This is a genomic window from Burkholderia sp. IMCC1007 (assembly GCF_027257875.1).
In the GTDB taxonomy this organism is placed as follows: domain Bacteria; phylum Pseudomonadota; class Gammaproteobacteria; order Burkholderiales; family Burkholderiaceae; genus Burkholderia.
Genome location: NZ_JAPVQY010000024.1, coordinates 25,147 through 42,738, shown reverse-complemented (window position 1 = coordinate 42,738; position 17,592 = coordinate 25,147). Strand labels below are relative to the sequence as shown.

Below are 17,592 nucleotides of genomic sequence, written 5' to 3'. Positions count from 1 at the left end.
ACGGAATTCATCATGTCCACGCCATCCAACGTCTCTGCACCCATTGCTGCCGAACGCAGCGCCGTGCTGGATGATGCCCATGTGGGCGACATCCGCGGTGCGCTCGGCACGATCGCGCATCACGACACCGCCGCGCGTGGCACGTGGTGGGCGCGCCTGCGCACGCTGCTCGCGATCATCGGCCCCGGCTTGATCGTGATGGTCGGCGACAACGATGCCGGCGCATTCGGCACCTATACGCAGGCCGGCCAGAACTACGGCACGACGCTGTTGTGGACGCTGCTGCTGCTCGTGCCGGTGCTGTACGTGAACCAGGAAATGGTGCTGCGGCTGGGCGCGGTCACCGGCGTCGGCCATGCGCGCCTGATCTTCGAGCGCTTCGGCAAGTTCTGGGGCGCATTCAGCGTGATCGACCTGTTCCTGCTCAACGCGTTGACGATCGTCACCGAGTTCATCGGCATCACGTTCGTGCTGGATTTCTTCGGATTGCCGAAGGTGGCCGGCGTGTGCGTGGCCGCCGCGCTGACGATGGCCGCGGTGAGTACCGGCGACTTCAGGCGTTTCGAGCGGTTCGCGATCGGGCTGTGTCTGATGAGCCTGCTGCTCGTGCCGGTGCTGGTGACGATCCACCCGCCGGTCGCGCAGATGTCGCGCGATTTCTTCGTGCCGAACTGGCCCGCGCACGCGAAGCTGTCCGACGTGATGCTTCTCGTGATCGGCATCGTCGGCACGACGGTCGCGCCGTGGCAACTGTTCTTCCAGCAGAGCTACGTGATCGACAAGCGCATCACGCCGCGCTTCATGAAATATGAAAAGGCCGACCTGTGGATCGGCATCGCGTTCGTGCTGGTCGGCGCGGTCGCGATGATCGCGTTCTCGGCGCAGTTGTTCTCGGGCCATCCGGAATTCGGCAACTTCACCGACGCGCGCGGCGTCATCGCGGGCCTCGAGAAGTATGCGGGCCATACGAGCGCGACGCTGTTCGCGATCGCGCTGCTCGACGCGTGCATCATCGGCGCGGCGGCGGTGTCGCTGTCGACCGCCTACGCGATCGGCGACGTGTTCAAGATCCGTCATTCGCTGCATCGCGGCGTGTCGGATGCGAAGGGCTTCTATCTCGTGTACTTCGGGATCGTCGCGGCGGCCGCTGCGCTGGTGCTGATTCCGGGCAGCCCGCTCGGCCTGCTGACCGAAGCGGTGCAGACCCTCGCGGGCGTGCTGCTGCCGAGCGCGACCGTGTTCCTGCTGCTGCTCTGCAACGACAAGCAGGTGCTCGGGCCGTGGATCAACTCGACGAAGCTCAATGTCTTCACGGGCGCGGTGATCTGGGTGCTCGTGATGCTGTCGATCATCCTCACCGCATCGGTGATGTATCCGGACATCAGCAGCGAAGCGATCCTCGACGTGCTGGTGGGCGGCAGCGTGCTGGCCATCGTCGGCTATCTGGCGACGGTGCTGATTCGCCGCCACAAGCGTGTCGTCGAACCCGGCGTCGATCGCACATTGCGCGATACGTGGCGCATGCCGCCGCTCGACACGCTCGAGCCACAGAAGATGACGGTGTCGACCCGCGTCTGGATGACCGTGCTGCGCGGCTATCTGGTGATCGCGGTCGGTCTGGTGATCGTCAAGGTCGTGCAGATGATGTTGCTGAAGTAACGGCGATCATCTGTGTGGAAGCGGCGCCGGACCCGGCACCGCGCCGCAACCCGTACATGCCGGCCCGCGAGGCCGGCATGTGCGTTTACGCGGGCGATGCACGCGCGTCAGATCAGCTCGAGCTTCGACGTCAAGTACGTGAGCTGGATCCGGTTCGCGACGCCGAAGCGTTTGCGCAGCTTGCGCAGGTGATAGTCGACGTTGTGCGCGCTGGTGTCGAGGCGCCGGCCGATCTCCTTGTCGGACGCGCCTTCCGCGATGCCGAGCAGCAGTTCCTGCTCGAACGGCGTGAGCCCGTTGACCGCGCGCTCGCGCGCCGCGGCGATCAATTGCGGCGATGCGAACTTGTGCACCGACAGCCCGATCGACAACGCCTGCTCGATCGTCGCGGGCGTGATCCATTCGCGCGTGCGGCGCGGCGCGGTGAAGCTCATGAACGCATGCAGCCGCGTGCCCGGTATGGCCATCGAATACATGATGCCGCTGCACATGCCGTCGTCCTGCATCGTCTGCAGGAAGCCGTCGAACGCGGCGGGCGCGATGCATGCGCGGTCGTCGCGTTCGCGCTCGCGATGGTCGCGGCGCAGTTGCTGCAGGTCCCACACGATCGGCATGTTGCACGCGCGCGCGTCGCGCGTGCGCGGATCGATGTCGTGATGGTGGTGGCGCACGTAGTCGCCGCGATAGGTGGCGGGCGTGAATGCCTCGTGAAGATACAGATTCTCGATGCGCTCGCGCGCGAATTCGAGCGCGAAGTACGCGAACGTCGAGAAGCCCGTCAAATGCAGCAGGCTGGCGATGATGCGGCTGCGCTCGGCGGTGCTCTGCGCACGCGCGAGCGTGTCGGCGACGCCGAGCTTCGGCGCATTCGGTGGCGCGACGTCGCCGCGCTTCACGTCGTCGCACCAGACGACCGGCACCGGGCGCGCGCGCGATGCGTCGGGGCACGCGGCGGCGCGCCGCGGCGAACGGGACAAGGTGGGGGAGACCGCTTCTTCATGCACTGCCATGTCGGACATGAGCCATCCCTCGGAATCGACGCGCATCGCCTGACGGCGGCCGTATCGTGTACGGCGTTCGCGGCGGTGCGATCGAGCATCGTTGTGGTATGCGCCGATCGTCATCCCTGACGAAACGCGGGGGCATTGTACAAAAATGCCGGCGTGCACGTAATATGCCGTAATATTCATCGCGGCGAAAGATTCATATTCGCGCCCATAGAGCGACCCGAAGTAATTCATAAAGAAAAGACCAGAACGTAACGGGGCAGGTTCACATATTGGGAAGGGTGGGCTCCTCATGACGTACGCTAACGACGCGCCACGCGTCGAGTGGTTCTCGCAAGCCGAGATCGCGGCCATTGCCGCTTATTCGAAAGAAAATCATCCGGTGGATTGCGACGTTTTTACCGGTGGGCAATCGATGTCCGGTAAATCCGACCTTGCTTTAGTCGATTTCGCTCAATGCCACGAGCGCTTGCGGCAAATCGGTTTCAGTACGCTCGGTTACGGCGCATACGAGATGATCGGGCGACGCATTCTGTGCGCGCATCTGCTGCGCGAGCTCGCGCCCGCGACGTTCATGCAGCCGTATATCGACGGGATGCTGTACGAGCGCGATCCGCGCTTCGCGCAGGCGCACCAGAGCGGCTTTCCGGTCGCGTGGCGGCTCGACGAGATCGAGGTGGCCGCGCACGGCAGCGGCGATCGCAAGGTGCTCGCGCTGGCCGGCCATCTGCGCGCGCACGCGATGAACAGCGGCGTGATGTTCAGTTTGTCCGCGCCGCGGCTCGACCTGCGCGTCGCGGTGAACGTGACGTCGGAAACGCAGGGCACCGAATGGATCGACGATCGCGTGATCGGCGGTGCGCTGTCGGTGAGCCTCGCGGTGCATCGCGTCGCGCTGCCGTTCCTCGCGGCGCGCATCGCGCGCATGCGCGGCTTCGCGCTCGGCGACGAACAGCAGCAGGTGCTCGAGCGCCTCGTGCACGGGCTGTCCGACCAGGAGATCGCCAGCGCGCTGCGCACGTCGCTGCACAAGGTCGGTCACCATATCCGCTCGCTCGAAAAACTCTTCAACGTGCAGAACCGCGCGCAACTCGCGTATCTCGCCGCACGACGTCTGGAGTCCTGAACGCGTCGACGGATGCGACGCGGCCACCGCGCGTCGTGTCGTGCGAGCAACGCGTGCAGCAGAAGATCGAGAACGCGGCGGTGCCGGGCAATCTCGCGATGTCGCTCGCTATCGAGCACGGTCAGGCAGGGCATCGGCATCGCGGTGCGGCCGGTCGCCGTGGCGGTTGCGCTCGTGCTGCGATCGGACGCGCTCGGCAACGACATGCCGCGCTTCGCGCAGCACGCGCTGGCACGCACGTTCGCTTTTCCAGTTGAGCCCGCGATGCGTCGCGCCGATCCGGTCGCACTCGCGCCGCCGGCTGCGCGCTGCGTCGTAGTGCTTGACGCCGGTTTTTTTACGGTCCTCGCCGGCATTCACCCATGAATTATTGCTGATTTATTTCTTCGTAATATGGCTTGACCGTCAGGCGGACGGTCGGCCGCAAGGTCGTGCGCCGCGTGACGGAACAGGTCAACAGAGGCGAACAAATCAATGTGCGGAATCGACGGCTTTCTGAATAGCGTCGCCTTCGATGAGGAGACAGCGCGCGGCACGCTCGCGCGGATGACGACGAGCCTCGCGCATCGCGGGCCGGACGGGCAGGGCATCTGGGTCGACCCGGAAGCCGGCATCGCGCTCGGCCACCGGCGGCTCGCGATCGTCGACCTGTCGGTGCACGGCCGGCAGCCGATGGCTTCCGCGTGCGGCCGTTACGTCATGGTCTTCAACGGCGAAATCTACAACCATCGCGAGTTGCGCGCGGAACTCGAGCGCGCGGGTCGCGCACCGGCGTGGCGCGGCCACTCCGACAGCGAGGTACTGATCGCGGCGATCGCCGCATGGGGCATCGACGCAACGCTGCGGCGCGCAACCGGCATGTTCGCGTTTGCGCTATGGAATCGTGCGTCGCGGGTGCTCACGCTCGCCCGCGACCGGATCGGCGAGAAGCCGCTCTATTACGGCCGGATCGGCGACGCGCTGGTGTTCGCATCGGAGCTCAAGGCGCTGCGCGGCTATCCGGGTTTCGACGGCGCGATCGATCGCGATGCGTTGTGCCTGTATCTGCGCCAGTCGAGCGTGCCCGCGCCGCATACGATCTATCGCGGCATCAGCAAGCTGCCGCCGGGCACCTACATCCAGTTCGAGCATGCGCACGACACGCCGCGTGCGCGCGCGTACTGGACGCTCAAGCAGGCGATCGAAGCGGGACGCGAGGCGCCGTTCGACGGCAGCGCCGACGACGCCGTCGGGCAGCTCGACGTGATCCTGCGTCAGGCGGTTGCGCGGCAGATGGAAGCCGACGTCCCGCTCGGCGCGTTCCTGTCTGGCGGCGTCGATTCGTCGGCGATCGTCGCGCTGATGCAGGCGCAGTCGGCGAAGCCGGTCGACACGTTCACGATCGGTTTTCACGAGGCCGGCTACGACGAGGCCGGTTACGCGAAGGCGGTCGCGCGCCATCTCGGCACGCGGCACACCGAACTCTACGTGACGGCCGATCACGCGCTCGGCGTCGTGCCGAAGCTGCCGGCGATCTACGACGAACCGTTCGCCGATGCGTCGCAGATCCCGACCTTCCTCGTGTCGGAGCTGACGCGCCGGCACGTGAAGGTGAGCCTGTCCGGCGACGGCGGCGACGAACTGTTCGGCGGTTATACGCGCTACTTCCTGACGCCGCGCCTGTGGCGCAAGCTGCATCGCGTGCCGGCCGCGGTGCGCGCGCGGATCGCCGCCGCGCTGCATGCGCTGCGCCCCGATCACGCGGACCAGCTTGCGGCGGTCGCGCAGGGCGCGTGGGGCGGTGTGGAGGCACGCGAATCGACGCCGCGCATCGGCGACCGGCTGCACAAGCTCGGCCACGTGATGACGGCCGAGAGCCGGATCGGCCTGTACCGGCTGCTGATGTCGTCGGTGCACCATCCGGAGCGCATCGCGCTCGCGGGCCAGGAGCCGCCGACGCCGCTCGATACGGTGTCCGCGTGGCCCGCGCATCTGAGCTTCGCCGAACAGGCGATGGCGATCGACACGCTCACGTACCTGCCGACCGACATCCTTGCGAAGGTCGATCGCGCGGCGATGGCGGTGAGTCTCGAGACGCGCATGCCGTTCCTCGATCATCACGTCGTCGAATTCGCGTGGCGGCTGCCGGCGTCCGTGCGCTTGCCGGAAGGGCAGCCGAAGGTGCTGCTGCGCCGGTTGCTGGACCGGTACGTGCCGTCGGCGCTGATCGACCGGCCGAAGCAGGGATTCTGCGCGCCCGTCGATCACTGGCTGCGCGGCGCGTTGCGCGATTGGGCCGACGCGCTGCTGCAGCCGTCGCGGCTGCGCGACGAAGGGTTCTTCGACCCGCAGGCGGTCGAGCGGCTGTGGCGGCAGCACCAGACCGGCCGGATGAACTGGCAGCACCCGCTGTGGACGGTGCTGATGTTCCAGGCGTGGCTCGACGCGCAGCGCGCCGGGTGACGCGCAGCGCCGGCACGGGCGGCGGCCGCCCGGAGGCGGCGGGTCGTGTCACGGTGCGGCGACGGGCGTCGCGCCGCGATGCACTGCACGGCGGGGCGTGCGGCACGTCGGGGTGGGGAACCTCGCCGGCGCGCGCAGCGGCACCGCCGCGGGCGGCCGCTACGCGCTACGTGTTACGTGTTACGCGTAGTCGGCGGCCATCGCCGGCTGCGGCGCGGCGCGCAGGATCGGCGCCGCATCATGGCGTTCGACGTGCGTCATGGCCGCACCGAACAGCACCAGCCGATAGCCGACCGCATAGATCGGGATGATCCGCAGGTTCTTGTCGTAATCGAGCTGCAGCTTCGAGCGGATGCGCGAGATATGGGTGTCGAGCGTGCGCGACGACACGCCGAGCTCCCGCCCCCAGACGGCTTCCTGGATCGCTTGCCGCGGCACGATCTTGTTCATGTTGTCGAGCAGGAATTCGACGACGTCGAACTCACGCGGCGTTACGTCGACGACTTTATTGTCGATTTCGATCGTGCGGCGCACGAAGTTGATCTTTATGTTGTCGATGTACAGGTATTTGCAATCCATGTTGGCCCTCGCATGTCCGTAAAGGAGTGTTTGCGGGAACACGTTCTGCAACTTCCGGGCCAGGGGTGTTCTGTTACGCAACGACGGTCGCCGGCGACAGCGCCATCGGTCTGTCCGCGTTGAATTTAAAAGAATTTTCAACACGGAGGGCGCGGCGGCGATGGAAGGGTCGGAGCCGCATTGAAGGATTGTTACGTAGCGTCAAGCGGGAACGTTACGGACGTTACGGGCGGCGTAACGTGGGAACAGGTGGTGGGAATAGGCGGGCGGTTACGCGCATGGGGCCGTGGGGCGGCCGGGAAGGGTGTGTGGACAAACCCTCCATGGAACCCTCCACGGAACCCTACATTGAACCCGACTTGGATATGGGGAAAATATATATAAATCATGGGCTTAAGTGGTTATAATTGCCGACTTGAAACCCTACATTGAACCCGACATCGAAGCATGACGACAGTCGCTACTTTTGAGCCATTGTTTCCCGAGGATCGGGTCCTTGATCCGCTCCTTGAACAGGCGACGCAACTTGTCGACTCTTCGCAGCGGTTGCTCGCCGTGCGGGACACCCCATTGGCGAGAGCGCTCGTTCCCCAACTGCGCGCAATGAATTCGTACTACACGAACAAGATCGAAGGGCAGCATACGACGCCTGCCAAGATCGAAGCTGCGCTTCACCGGGACTATTCGACCGATATTGTCGAGCGCAGGAAGCAGCGATTCGCGGTCGCGCATATCGCAACGGAAACGGCACTCGAAGAAGAATGGGGCTCGCTTCCCGTCGCCGCGCTGTTTGAGCCCGCGCGAATCCGGGCCATTCACGCGCGTTTCTTTTCGTGTCTCACTGCCGATGAGCGCGTCACCGGTGACGGACAGGCTATTGTCCCGGGCGAACTTCGGCAGTTGGCGGTAACGGTCGGGCGCCATCTGGCGCCGGAGCCGGAAATGATCGAGCCCTTGCTTCAGGCCTGGGCGGCACGGTATGGCCGCATTCGCGCAAAGGAGTACCAGCTGATCGGCATTGCCTGCTCGCATCATCGTTTGGCCTGGGTGCACCCGTTTATGGATGGCAACGGTCGCGTAGCGCGTCTGCATTCGCATCTTGGACTACGCGCAGCCGATCTCACCCACGGTCTATGGTCGCCGCTTCGCGGCTTGGCGCGCGAGGATGGCAGGTATTACTCCACGCTGAGCGAAGCCGATCAGACACGGCGCAACGATCTGGACGGCCGGGGCAATCTATCCCAGGAAGGGCTCGTCAAGTTCGCTCAATTCTTTCTGGCTTGCTGTGAGGATCAGGTGGGGTTCATGGTCCATATGACCGAGTTCGACGGTGTGGCAGGGCGTATGCTGGATCTGCTGCGGTACCTGGAATTCAACCCATGGACGATCGGTACGGAGAAATCGGTCGTCAAGGCGGAGTCGGCGGCCTTGGCCATGGAGTTCGTCGCATTGCGTCGAACTGTAACCCGCGCGGAATTTGCCCAGATGCTGGGGGTAAGCGACGTCCTTGCGCGGCGCATCGTTCGATCACTGCTCGACTTCGGATTGTTGACGTCCCCCTCGCATCGCGGCGATCTCTCCTTTGGATTGCCGCTTGCGGCCCTTCGATTTCTTTTCCCAAGGCTCTGGCCGGAGGTTGAACAAGGGTGAGCGCCCGCGGCGCATAGTTGCCCACAGCGGCCTGATCCCGTCCGCTACCCAAAAACCGGCCGCGCGACGCCCCCGCCGCGCGGCCCGCTTTTCCCGCGCCATCAAGCCTTCGCGGTACCCGCCGAATCGAACGGCAGCACGTAATGCCGCTTGCCCGTCGCCGCGAAGATCGCGTTGGCCACCGCCGGCCCGACCGGCGCGACGCCCGGCTCGCCGACACCGGTCGGCGCCTCGGCCGACGGCACGATGTGCACCTCGACCTTCGGCATCTCCGCCATCCGCAGCACGTGGTAGCCATCGAAGTTGCGCTGCTCGACCTGGCCGTCCTTCAGCGTGATCGCGCTGTGCAGCGCCGCGCCGAGGCCGAAACCGATCCCGCCTTCCATCTGCGCGGCCACGATGTCAGGGTTGATCGCGATCCCGCAGTCGACCGCGCACACCACGCGCTCGACCTTCACGTTGCCGTCGGCGTCGACCGACACCTCGGCCACCTGCGCGACGTAGCTCTTGAACGCCTCGGCGACCGCGATGCCGCGCCCGCGGCCCTTCGGCAGCGGCTTGGCCGGATCCCAGCCGGCCTTCTGCGCGGCGAGGTCCAGCACCGCGCGCATGCGCGGCTCGTTCGCGAGCAGGTCGCGGCGGAACGCATACGGATCCTTGCCCGCAGCGTGCGCGGCTTCGTCGACGAACGCCTCGACCGCGTAGGCCGTGTGCGAACTGCCGACCACGCGCCACCACAGCACCGGCAGGCCGACCTTGGTGGTGGTGAGTTCGACCGACACGTTCGGCACCGCGTACGGCAGGTTGGCCGCGCCCTCGACCGACGTCGCGTCGATCCCGTTCTTGACCATGAATGGCTCGAACGGCGTGCCCGCGAGGATCGACTGGCCGACGATCCGGTGGCGCCAGCCGACCAGCCGGCCGTCCGCGGTCAGGCCCGCGTCGAGCTTGTGGAAGTACATCGGGCGATAGAAGCCGCCCTGGATGTCGTCCTCGCGCGTCCACTGCAGCTTGACCGGCTTGCCGTCGGCGCCGAGCGCCTTCGCGATCGACACGGCCTCGACCACGTAGTCCGACCACGCGTTCGCGCGCCGGCCGAAGCTGCCGCCCGCGTACAGCGTGTGGATGCGCACCTGCACGGGCTTCAGCCCCGCAGCCTTGGCCGCGTTGCCCTGGTCGACGGTCTGGAACTGGTCGCCGGCCCAGATTTCGCAACTGTCGGCGCTCAGCTTGACGACCGCGTCGAGCGGCTCCATCGGCGCGTGCGCGAGATACGGGAATTCGTACGTCGCGCTGACCTTGCGCGCGGCGCCGGCGATCGCCGCATCGGCATCGCCGTCCTTGCGCGCCGACGTGCCGGGCTTGTCGGCGAGTTGCCGATATTCGCGCATGAGTTCGTCCGAGCTGCGCTTTTCGGCGTGCGTTTCGTCCCAGTCGATCTTCAGCGCATCGCGGCCCTGTTTCGCGGCCCAGAAGCCCGTCGCGACGACCGCGACGCCGCCCGGCACCTGCACGACCGAGACGACGCCCGGCACGGCCTTAGCGGCCGTCGCGTCGAACGATTTCACCGTCGCGCCGAAGCGCGGTGGACGCTGCAGCAGCGCGACGCGCATGCCGGGCAACGTCGTATCGAGCGTGAAATGCGCGGTGCCGTTCGATTTCGCCGCTGCGTCGACACGCGGAATCCGATGGCCGATCAGCTTGAAATCGGCCGGCTGTTTCAGCTTGACCTTGTCGGGCACCGGCAGCTTCGACGCGTCGGCGACGAGCGTGCCGTACGCGGCCGTCTTGCCGCTTTTCGCGTGCGTGACGACGCCGCCGGCCGTGGTGAGCTCGCTCGCCGGCACCTTCCAGCGCGCGGCGGCAGCCGATACCAGCATCGCGCGGGCCTTGCCGCCCGCTTCGCGCAGTTGCTGCCACGAGTTCGACATGGCCGAGCTGCCGCCCGTGCCCTGCATCGTGCCGAACGCGAGGTTCGCATAGCGCTTCGCATCGGCCGGCGCGCTTTCGACGCGCACGCTCGACCAGTCGGCGTCGAGGTCCTCGGCGACGATCGTCGCGATACCCGTGTACGCGCCCTGGCCCATTTCGACGTGCTTCGCGATGACCGTGACGGCGCCGTCGGGCGTGATGCGCAGGAACGCGTTCGGCGCGAAGTCGGCTGCGGGCGGCGTCGCGGCGAGCGCGCGGCGGCCGAGGCCGGCCCATTCGAAGCCGATCGTCAGGCTGACCGCGGCCGCGGCGCCCGCGGCTTTCAGGAACGTGCGACGCGACGGCCGCACCGAACCGGGATTGTCGAGTTCGATCGTCATGGTCACGCTCCCAGCGTCGCGGCCGCGTCGTGGATCGCGGCCCGGATGCGGGCGTAGGTCGCACAGCGGCAGAGGTTGCCGTTCATCGCGGCATCGATGTCCGCGTCGGTCGGTTTCGGGTTTTGCTCGAGCAGCGCGGTGGCCGACATGATCTGGCCGGACTGGCAGTAGCCGCACTGCGGCACCTGCAGCTTGACCCACGCGGCCTGCACGGCATGCGCGGGCTTGCTCTGCAGCCCTTCGATCGTCGTGATGTGCTTGCCCGCGATGCCGGCGAGCGGCAGCACGCACGAGCGCACGGCCTGGCCTTCGAGATGGACTGTGCACGCGCCGCACTGCGCCATGCCGCAGCCGAACTTCGTGCCGGTCAGCCCCGCGTGTTCGCGGATTGCCCAGAGGACAGGCATCGACGGATCGGCGTCGAGCGTCACGCTCTTGCCGTTCAGGACAAACGTGGTGGGCATTGTATTGTCTCCATGGGGAAAACCCGGCATGCGCCAGGCTAGTCGCGAGTGTGCGCGACACGTCCGGTTTTGCGTCTACCCAATCCTGCAAATTTATTGAACAATCCTGCAAATCCCCGGCACGGCGCCGGGCGTTTCGCTATGCTCCCGCGATTCAGGGAAATGAAGCGAGGAACCCGCCATGGACATGACCGATATCGCGGCGTCGCGCGAATCCGGGCGGCGCGAACTGGCGTCGCTCATCGGCCGTTTCGCGCCTGCGGACGGCTCGCACTCGACCGCCGTGCCGGCGCTGATGCTGCACCGGCATACGCATCCGGTCGACCTCGGCTGCGGCGTGTCGCGCGCCGCGCTGGTGATCGCCGCGCAGGGCGCGAAGCGCGTGATCGTCGCCGGCCAGGCCTACGAATACGACGCGCAGCATTGCCTGATCACGTCGATCGACTTGCCGATTCTCTCGCGCGTCACCCAGGCGTCGCCGGCGGCCCCGTACCTGTGCCTGACGTTGACGCTCGACCTGGAACGCATCGTCGAGCTCGCGGCCGAGATGCGGCTGCCCGAGCCCGATGCCGGCCCCGAAGGCGAGGGCATCGCGGTCGGCGAGCTCACGCCGCCGCTGCTCGATGCCGCGTTGCGGCTGGTGCGTCTGCTCGATACGCCGGCCGATATTCCGGTCATCGCGCCGCTGATCGAAAAGGAGTTGCTGTATCGGCTGATGACGAGCGGGCAGGGCACGCGGCTGCGGCACATGGCGGTCGCGGGCAGCCAGACGCACCGGATCGCGCGCGCGATCGAGTGGATCCGCGATCACTACGCGGAACCGATGCGCGTCGAGACCCTCGCGCAGGCGGTCAACATGAGCGTGTCGTCGCTCCATCATCACTTCAAGCACGTGACCACGCTGAGCCCGCTGCAGTACCAGAAGCAGTTGCGGCTGCACGAGGCGCGGCGGCTGTTGCTGCGCCAGGGTGGCGACGTCGGGTCGGTGGCGGCGACCGTCGGCTACGAAAGCGCGTCGCAGTTCAGCCGCGAATACAGCCGGCTGTTCGGCGCGCCGCCGATGCGCGACGTCGTGCACCTGCGCCGCAAGGAGCTGCTCGGCACGTAGCGGCGCGGCAGCTCATTGCGCGACGACGCTCGTCTGCAGCAACGACGGCGCGATCCGCCAGTCGCGCACATCGTGCGCCGGCCACGCGCCGCGCGTATCGATCGCGTTGACGTGCCGCTCGCGTGGGCCGGACATCAGGCAATCGGCATGCCAGGGACGCTGGGCGAACGCGTCGTCCCGGCGTCGCGTCCGCACGGTCGCGGCATGCGCATTTTTGTTGCAGGCGTGAATCGCCGAGGCAGTTCGATGCGTCCGCACCTGATCGCTGCGACAGCGATCGATTACACGAAATGCACGGAAAATACGGCCGCGACGGATGTTCAGCGGTCGATCGAACGTTGGAATGCGGATTTTGCGGCAAGAAGATTTACGCGGGTCCTTGCTTCGAAAAATGTTTCGTTCATGAAAAATGCGAACCGATTGGTCGGGCATAAAAAATCATCGAAAAGGCAATTTTCAGATAAGGTGGTGAACCGAACGGAAATAGAAAGATTGATAAGGCAACTGCAATGAATGGTTATGCGGACGCGTCGGTGGTTTATCGCGGAAACCTGATCGGGATGGCGGCTGTTGGCTTTTCGCCGGATTCGTCTTGCGTTCGACCTGCCGCACGCGGATGAATCTGGCGGCATTTTCACGGATGAATCAATTGCATTCGGGTTTTGACGAAGCACGCGTCATGTAAACGTATCGATTCCCGTCGCGCCGGGCATCCGGAACTGCGGGCTGCGCACTGCGATTTACCGCCGTCCGCACGGCGCAGGCCCGCCGGACGGGCCGCCGCGGGCATGTCACGACCGAGCCGCGCCGGCGCTGTCTCACGTGCATGGCGATGCGCTTCTCAAGTTTGCAACAGTTGCCCCCAGACCCGCGCCAGGCGGGGCTGGACGCCGCATTCGTCCGCCTATTGGCGGATTGCTTCGCGGCGTTCAATGATCGCGGGTGGGTCCCGACGGTTGTCGCGATACATTCCTGAAACAAAAAAAGTCACTTGCGACGCTGCATTCCGGGAGGGCTGGAGTGCGCCGCGTGCAACGGTTCGGTGGAATAACGCATGGCATGGTGCTTGCGACAGTTGGTGCATCGGCGAGCGGTCGACATCACGTAAAAGATGTGGGGCGGCCACCTCGTCAATAAGCAGTCGGGGAAACAGCGATGAAGACCACCAGCATCAGCTTGATCCGCATGTTCTTGGCGCACCAGTGGGGTAGTCGAACAGATAGGAGTATCGCTCGCGACGCAGTGCCGGCTTCGCGGGTCGCTTCTTGCCGGTTTCGTGGCCTCCGCGCGATGGACGCGCAGGAGCGCCTGTCGCTTTGGGCGACGGCCGGTCGACCGCGACAGTCGCCTTCATTCAGTTCACCCGGTTGGGCCACGCTGTTCATGCCGGACAGCGTGACGCCGATTCGTCTTCGACCATGCAGGGCCGTTTCGATTGCGCCGGGCCAATACCGGCGTGGGCTGCATTAGCTCGAACGCCCGTCGGTCGGATTGCCAGGAACACCTTTATCGGTAGCTCAGGGAGATGCGATGCCATCTGACTGTGAAGCAGCCCCGTTGTCGCCGTAATAAGGCGAATAGTGTCGGCGGGCCTGTATTTGCGGCAGGCAATTATATTCGCGTATTTCCGATCGCTTGAACGGAATGCCACGTGTCGGCATGCCGCGGGGGAGATATCGAAAAAATAATCCGGTATTGAGAATTCTTTAATCCGGGTACGGCGAATGCTTTGTCTTTTGGTGATCTCTGTGTATTGCGGGAATTATCGAAGGCGCCTATAAAAAACTTCGGAAAACTAATAAATAAGAACTACACTTGGCTTGACCAAAATTATGAAGCGGAGAATTAAAAACGATGCTTCGTAATTGGATAGTGATCCTTACTTGTGAGGATTGCTCAAGACGGAGGGTTGAAGGCGTGCAACCTTTCCGGCTTATTCCGTCCACGCCGTTATGGAGTCGACCATGAAGAAGCTTCTGATTGCAGCAGCAGTTCTGGCGGTTTCGGGTGCAGCGTTCGCAGGTAGCGGCACGGTATCCAGCAGCACCTCGACGAGCGGTGGCTCGACGATGGCCGTGGTTGCCGGATTCGGCAACTTCACGGCGATCGATTCGGGCGCGGCACTTGGCGCAGCCGCCGCAACTGCCGGCAACGGTGCCAGCAGTTCGCTCTCATACACGACCCACAATCAAGGGTCGACCGTCGGCGGCAACGGGTTCGGCGGCTCGCAAGCTGGCGGCACCAGCGGCGCGACTGCCGGCTCGCTCGGCTGGACGTTGTACCACTATTGAGCCGCGGCGCGTAGCGTTCGTCATTGGCTGGCGGTACGGATGCCGGGCGTCGCCGGTTTGAGGTGGGCCCGGCACCGGACTGCTGAACTTCATCACAGCAAGGGATTGCTATGAAAGCCAACGTCTTTGTAGCTGTAGCGCTCACAGCCCTATCGTCGGCCGTACTGGCCGCCGGGCTCTCGACAGTGAACCAGACTCAATCCGTCGCGACGGGTGTGTCCGGTTCGGTATTGATCGGGTCCGGCAGCTATACGAGCAATTCGAATTCGGTCGCGGGCGCGACTTCAGGAAGTACCGTCACACCCAATGGTTCCGCCGGAACGGCGTCCGCCTTCCACAACTCGACTTCGACGGCCAGCGGTTCCGGCACGAACGGGGGCGCGTTCGCGGCAGGCGGCGGTATCGGTGCCGCAGGCTCGTTCGGCGGGAACAGCACGAGCAGCGAGAACGCAAATGCGCTGTCGGGCGGTGTCACCGCCACGATCGTACTCGGCGCAAATCACTACACGGCAACGGGTGCGAACGACAACGGCAATGCCAACGCCGGCGCTGCAGGCTGGACCGGCAGTGGCGGGTCGGGGACGGTTGCGGGTTCGAATCACTTCAACTCGTCCACCGTGTGGAGTACCGGTCCGGCAGGATCACCGTCCGCATCGGGCGGCAGCCTAGGCAGTTCTGGCGCAACCGCAAGCAGTCCGTAACAGTGTGTTGGGGGACCAGTTTCCCAGCGACGCTGGTCTCTTGCCTCACCTGTTGTCACCGTAAGGAGTTGGCATGAAGCAGAAACTGATTGCCGCCGCTCTGATGCTCGCGTCTCTGACGGCATATGGCGCTGACCGTGCTGCCGAGGACGTGCAATCGACTTTGCAGACGTCAAACCCTACAACCAACCCGTCACAACAACAATCGCTTTCGTCGGGCAGTGCCATCGGGGCACCGAACTCTCAGCCATGGGCGGGAATGTCGGGCGGCTCTTGGTCCCAGCTGGGGAGTGGCTGGAAGCAGTTCGGGGAAGCAGGCAAAGCTGAAGGAATTCAGGGGAATTAGTACGGTTGCCTGGGTGGGAGGTCAAACCTCGTCCGGAGAATGAAATGAACAGCAACAAGATCAAGGTGGCATGTGCGGCAATGTTCGCGATGACCACGATCGGTGCCCAAGCGCAAACCGCCGACTCGAGTTCGAGCGCGCAGTCGTCGACCTCGTCGACGGCGATCAGCCAGGGCGGCGGCTCGAGCATGAACAGGAACACGAACACGTCGACCGGCGGCAATGCGACCAGCAGCAGTGGCGTGCGCGGGAGCGGCAATTCGAGCGTGAACGTGAACGTGACGTTGCCGTCCAGCACGAGCGGCGGTTCGAACGTGACACCACAGGGCGGGAGCACCCTCGCGTCGGCCGGCGCACCCGGCACCAGCCCGTACAACACCCAGGCGTCGGAAAACGTCAACTATTCGGGTACCCAGACGATCAAGACGAACCCGGCGATCCAGGCACCCGGCCTCACGACCACGCTGTCCGATACCTGCATGGGCTCGGTGAGCGTCGGCGTGTCGTTCCCGGGGTTCGGCGCGACCGGCGGCACGACGCTCGTCGATCAGGCTTGCGTGCGCCGTCTCGATGCGCGTGAATTCCGTGCGATGGGGTTGACCGACGTTGCGCTCGCGCTGCTCTGCCAGAGCGATGCGAACCGGCGTGCGGTGGAAGCGACCGGCCACCTGTGCCCGGGCACGACCGCGCCGCTGGCGCGCTCGAACGTGGCGCCGTCCGCCGACGCGACCGTCGCCGACGACGTGAAGTATCGCGACCCGCTGGTACGCAACCGCATGGGCCTGCCGCCGCTCGACGCAGCCGCACCGGCACCCGTGCAGACGCGCCCGGTCGCGACGACGGCCGTCCAGTCCGCGCCGATCCCGGCACCGATGCCCGCGCCTGCTGTCAGCGCAGTGCCGGCCGCCGTACAAGCGGCTGCGGTGAAGGCGTCCCAGGCTGCTGCGGCCGTGCCGGCGGCAGTCGCCGCGCCGGTTGCGGCGGCAGCACCTGCGGTCGCGCCTGCGGTGGCGGCAGTGCCTGCCGTCGCACCGGCCGCGATGGCCGCGGTCCCTGCAGCCGCCATCGTCGCCGCGCCGGCCGTCGCCGAGAAGGCAGCGGAACCTGCGCCTGCGGTTGCCGCCAAGGCACCGGAACCCGCACCGGCAGTGGCCGACAAGGCACCGGAGCCCGCACCGGCGGTAGCCGACAAGGCACCGGAGCCCGCACCGGCAGTGGCCGAGAAGGCACCGGAACCCGCACCGGCAGTGGCCGACAAGGCACCGGAACCCGCACCGGCAGTGGCCGACAAGGCACCGGAGCCCGCACCAGCAGTGGCCGACAAGGCACCGGAACCCGCGCCGGCAGTCGCCGACAAGGCACCGGAACCCGCACCGGCAGTGGCCGACGAGGCACCGGAACCCGCACCGGCAGTGGCCGAGAAGGCACCGGAGCCCGCACCGGCAGTGGCCGACAAGGCTCCGGAACCGGCACCGGCCGCGACCGACAACGTCGCGCAAGCCGCGGCGCAGCCGGCCGTCGACAGGAAGACGCAGGATGCCGCGCAAGCCGCCCCGGCCGCGACCGACGCCGCACCGCAGGCCGACGCTGCTGCAACGCCCGCACCCGCGCTCGATGCGAAGGCTGCCGATGCCGCACCGCAAGCAGCAGCCGAAGCACCGGCCCCCGAAGCTGCGCAGCCCGCCGCAGCGGCCGCTGTTGCCGACACGCCGGCTGTCGATGCGAAGGCGCCGGCCGCGGTCGAATCCGCTGCCGCACCGGCACCGGCCGTCGAATCGCCGGCCGTGACCGACCAGGCGAAGGATCTCGCGCCGACCGTCGACCAGCAGGCTGCCCCGGCCGCTCCTGTCTTGCCGGCTCCGACCGTCATCTCGACGAGCACGTCGTCGTAAGCACGCGGGTGCGAC

Annotated in this window: 16 protein-coding genes; 10 read left to right on the top strand and 6 right to left on the bottom strand. The window is 65.9% G+C overall.

Features of this window, described 5'->3' with window-relative positions; all coding sequences use genetic code 11:
- Nucleotides 1-12 precede the first annotated feature (12 nt).
- A complete protein-coding gene (locus tag O1Q03_RS20800; RefSeq protein ID WP_269505817.1) occupies nucleotides 13-1,659 on the top strand; it encodes an NRAMP family divalent metal transporter in 1,647 nt (548 codons plus the stop codon).
- Nucleotides 1,660-1,766: 107 nt separating this feature from the next.
- On the opposite strand, the gene O1Q03_RS20795 is transcribed toward O1Q03_RS20800, so the two are convergent.
- A complete protein-coding gene (locus O1Q03_RS20795; RefSeq protein WP_269505816.1) occupies nucleotides 1,767-2,678 on the bottom strand; it encodes a helix-turn-helix transcriptional regulator in 912 nt (303 codons plus the stop codon).
- 280 nt (nucleotides 2,679-2,958) lie between these two features.
- Between O1Q03_RS20795 and O1Q03_RS20790 the strand changes: the two genes are divergently transcribed.
- Nucleotides 2,959-3,792 (top strand): helix-turn-helix transcriptional regulator, encoded by an 834-nt coding sequence (locus O1Q03_RS20790; protein ID WP_269505815.1) that lies wholly within the window; start codon nucleotides 2,959-2,961, stop codon nucleotides 3,790-3,792.
- Between the two features lie 108 nt (nucleotides 3,793-3,900).
- On the opposite strand, the gene O1Q03_RS20785 is transcribed toward O1Q03_RS20790, so the two are convergent.
- Nucleotides 3,901-4,152 (bottom strand): hypothetical protein, encoded by a 252-nt coding sequence (locus tag O1Q03_RS20785; protein ID WP_269505814.1) that lies wholly within the window; start codon nucleotides 4,150-4,152, stop codon nucleotides 3,901-3,903.
- 114 nt (nucleotides 4,153-4,266) lie between these two features.
- Between O1Q03_RS20785 and asnB the strand changes: the two genes are divergently transcribed.
- Entirely contained in the window at nucleotides 4,267-6,234 is a 1,968-nt protein-coding gene (gene asnB, locus O1Q03_RS20780) for an asparagine synthase (glutamine-hydrolyzing) (RefSeq protein ID WP_269505813.1), read from the top strand.
- A gap of 180 nt (nucleotides 6,235-6,414) precedes the next feature.
- On the opposite strand, the gene O1Q03_RS20775 is transcribed toward asnB, so the two are convergent.
- On the bottom strand, nucleotides 6,415-6,813 hold the full coding sequence (locus O1Q03_RS20775) for a winged helix-turn-helix domain-containing protein (protein WP_269505812.1): 399 nt from the start codon (nucleotides 6,811-6,813) through the stop codon (nucleotides 6,415-6,417).
- A 447-nt stretch (nucleotides 6,814-7,260) separates the two neighbouring features.
- On the opposite strand from O1Q03_RS20775, the gene O1Q03_RS20770 reads away from it, so the two are divergent.
- Nucleotides 7,261-8,463 carry a Fic family protein gene (locus O1Q03_RS20770; protein WP_269505811.1) on the top strand — a complete coding sequence of 401 codons (1,203 nt, stop codon included), beginning with the start codon at nucleotides 7,261-7,263 and terminating at the stop codon, nucleotides 8,461-8,463.
- Nucleotides 8,464-8,564: 101 nt separating this feature from the next.
- Here the strand turns inward: O1Q03_RS20770 and O1Q03_RS20765 are convergent, their stop codons facing one another.
- Both O1Q03_RS20765 and O1Q03_RS20760 read right to left on the bottom strand, forming a co-directional pair.
- A complete protein-coding gene (locus O1Q03_RS20765; RefSeq protein ID WP_269505810.1) occupies nucleotides 8,565-10,775 on the bottom strand; it encodes a xanthine dehydrogenase family protein molybdopterin-binding subunit in 2,211 nt (736 codons plus the stop codon).
- Nucleotides 10,776-10,777: 2 nt separating this feature from the next.
- A complete protein-coding gene (locus O1Q03_RS20760; protein WP_098551549.1) occupies nucleotides 10,778-11,239 on the bottom strand; it encodes a (2Fe-2S)-binding protein in 462 nt (153 codons plus the stop codon).
- A 181-nt stretch (nucleotides 11,240-11,420) separates the two neighbouring features.
- Here O1Q03_RS20760 and O1Q03_RS20755 point away from each other — a divergent pair, with 181 nt between their 5' ends.
- Entirely contained in the window at nucleotides 11,421-12,347 is a 927-nt protein-coding gene (locus O1Q03_RS20755) for an AraC family transcriptional regulator (RefSeq protein ID WP_269505809.1), read from the top strand.
- Between the two features lie 12 nt (nucleotides 12,348-12,359).
- On the opposite strand, the gene O1Q03_RS20750 is transcribed toward O1Q03_RS20755, so the two are convergent.
- Nucleotides 12,360-12,482 carry a hypothetical protein gene (locus O1Q03_RS20750; RefSeq protein ID WP_269505808.1) on the bottom strand — a complete coding sequence of 41 codons (123 nt, stop codon included), beginning with the start codon at nucleotides 12,480-12,482 and terminating at the stop codon, nucleotides 12,360-12,362.
- A 12-nt stretch (nucleotides 12,483-12,494) separates the two neighbouring features.
- Here O1Q03_RS20750 and O1Q03_RS20745 point away from each other — a divergent pair, with 12 nt between their 5' ends.
- The 5 genes from O1Q03_RS20745 (at nucleotide 12,495) to O1Q03_RS20725 (ending at nucleotide 17,577) form a co-directional block, all read left to right on the top strand.
- A complete protein-coding gene (locus O1Q03_RS20745) occupies nucleotides 12,495-12,860 on the top strand; it encodes a hypothetical protein (protein WP_269505807.1) in 366 nt (121 codons plus the stop codon).
- Nucleotides 12,861-14,311: 1,451 nt separating this feature from the next.
- Nucleotides 14,312-14,638: a hypothetical protein gene (locus tag O1Q03_RS20740; protein WP_269505806.1), complete on the top strand. Its 327-nt coding sequence runs from the start codon at nucleotides 14,312-14,314 to the stop codon at nucleotides 14,636-14,638.
- Nucleotides 14,639-14,748: 110 nt separating this feature from the next.
- A complete protein-coding gene (locus O1Q03_RS20735; protein ID WP_269505805.1) occupies nucleotides 14,749-15,339 on the top strand; it encodes a hypothetical protein in 591 nt (196 codons plus the stop codon).
- Between the two features lie 73 nt (nucleotides 15,340-15,412).
- On the top strand, nucleotides 15,413-15,685 hold the full coding sequence (locus tag O1Q03_RS20730) for a hypothetical protein (RefSeq protein ID WP_269505804.1): 273 nt from the start codon (nucleotides 15,413-15,415) through the stop codon (nucleotides 15,683-15,685).
- Between the two features lie 44 nt (nucleotides 15,686-15,729).
- The gene (locus O1Q03_RS20725) at nucleotides 15,730-17,577 is read left to right on the top strand and encodes a chemotaxis protein CheA (RefSeq protein WP_269505803.1); all 1,848 of its coding nucleotides are present in this window, start codon (nucleotides 15,730-15,732) and stop codon (nucleotides 17,575-17,577) included.
- Nucleotides 17,578-17,592 lie beyond the last annotated feature (15 nt).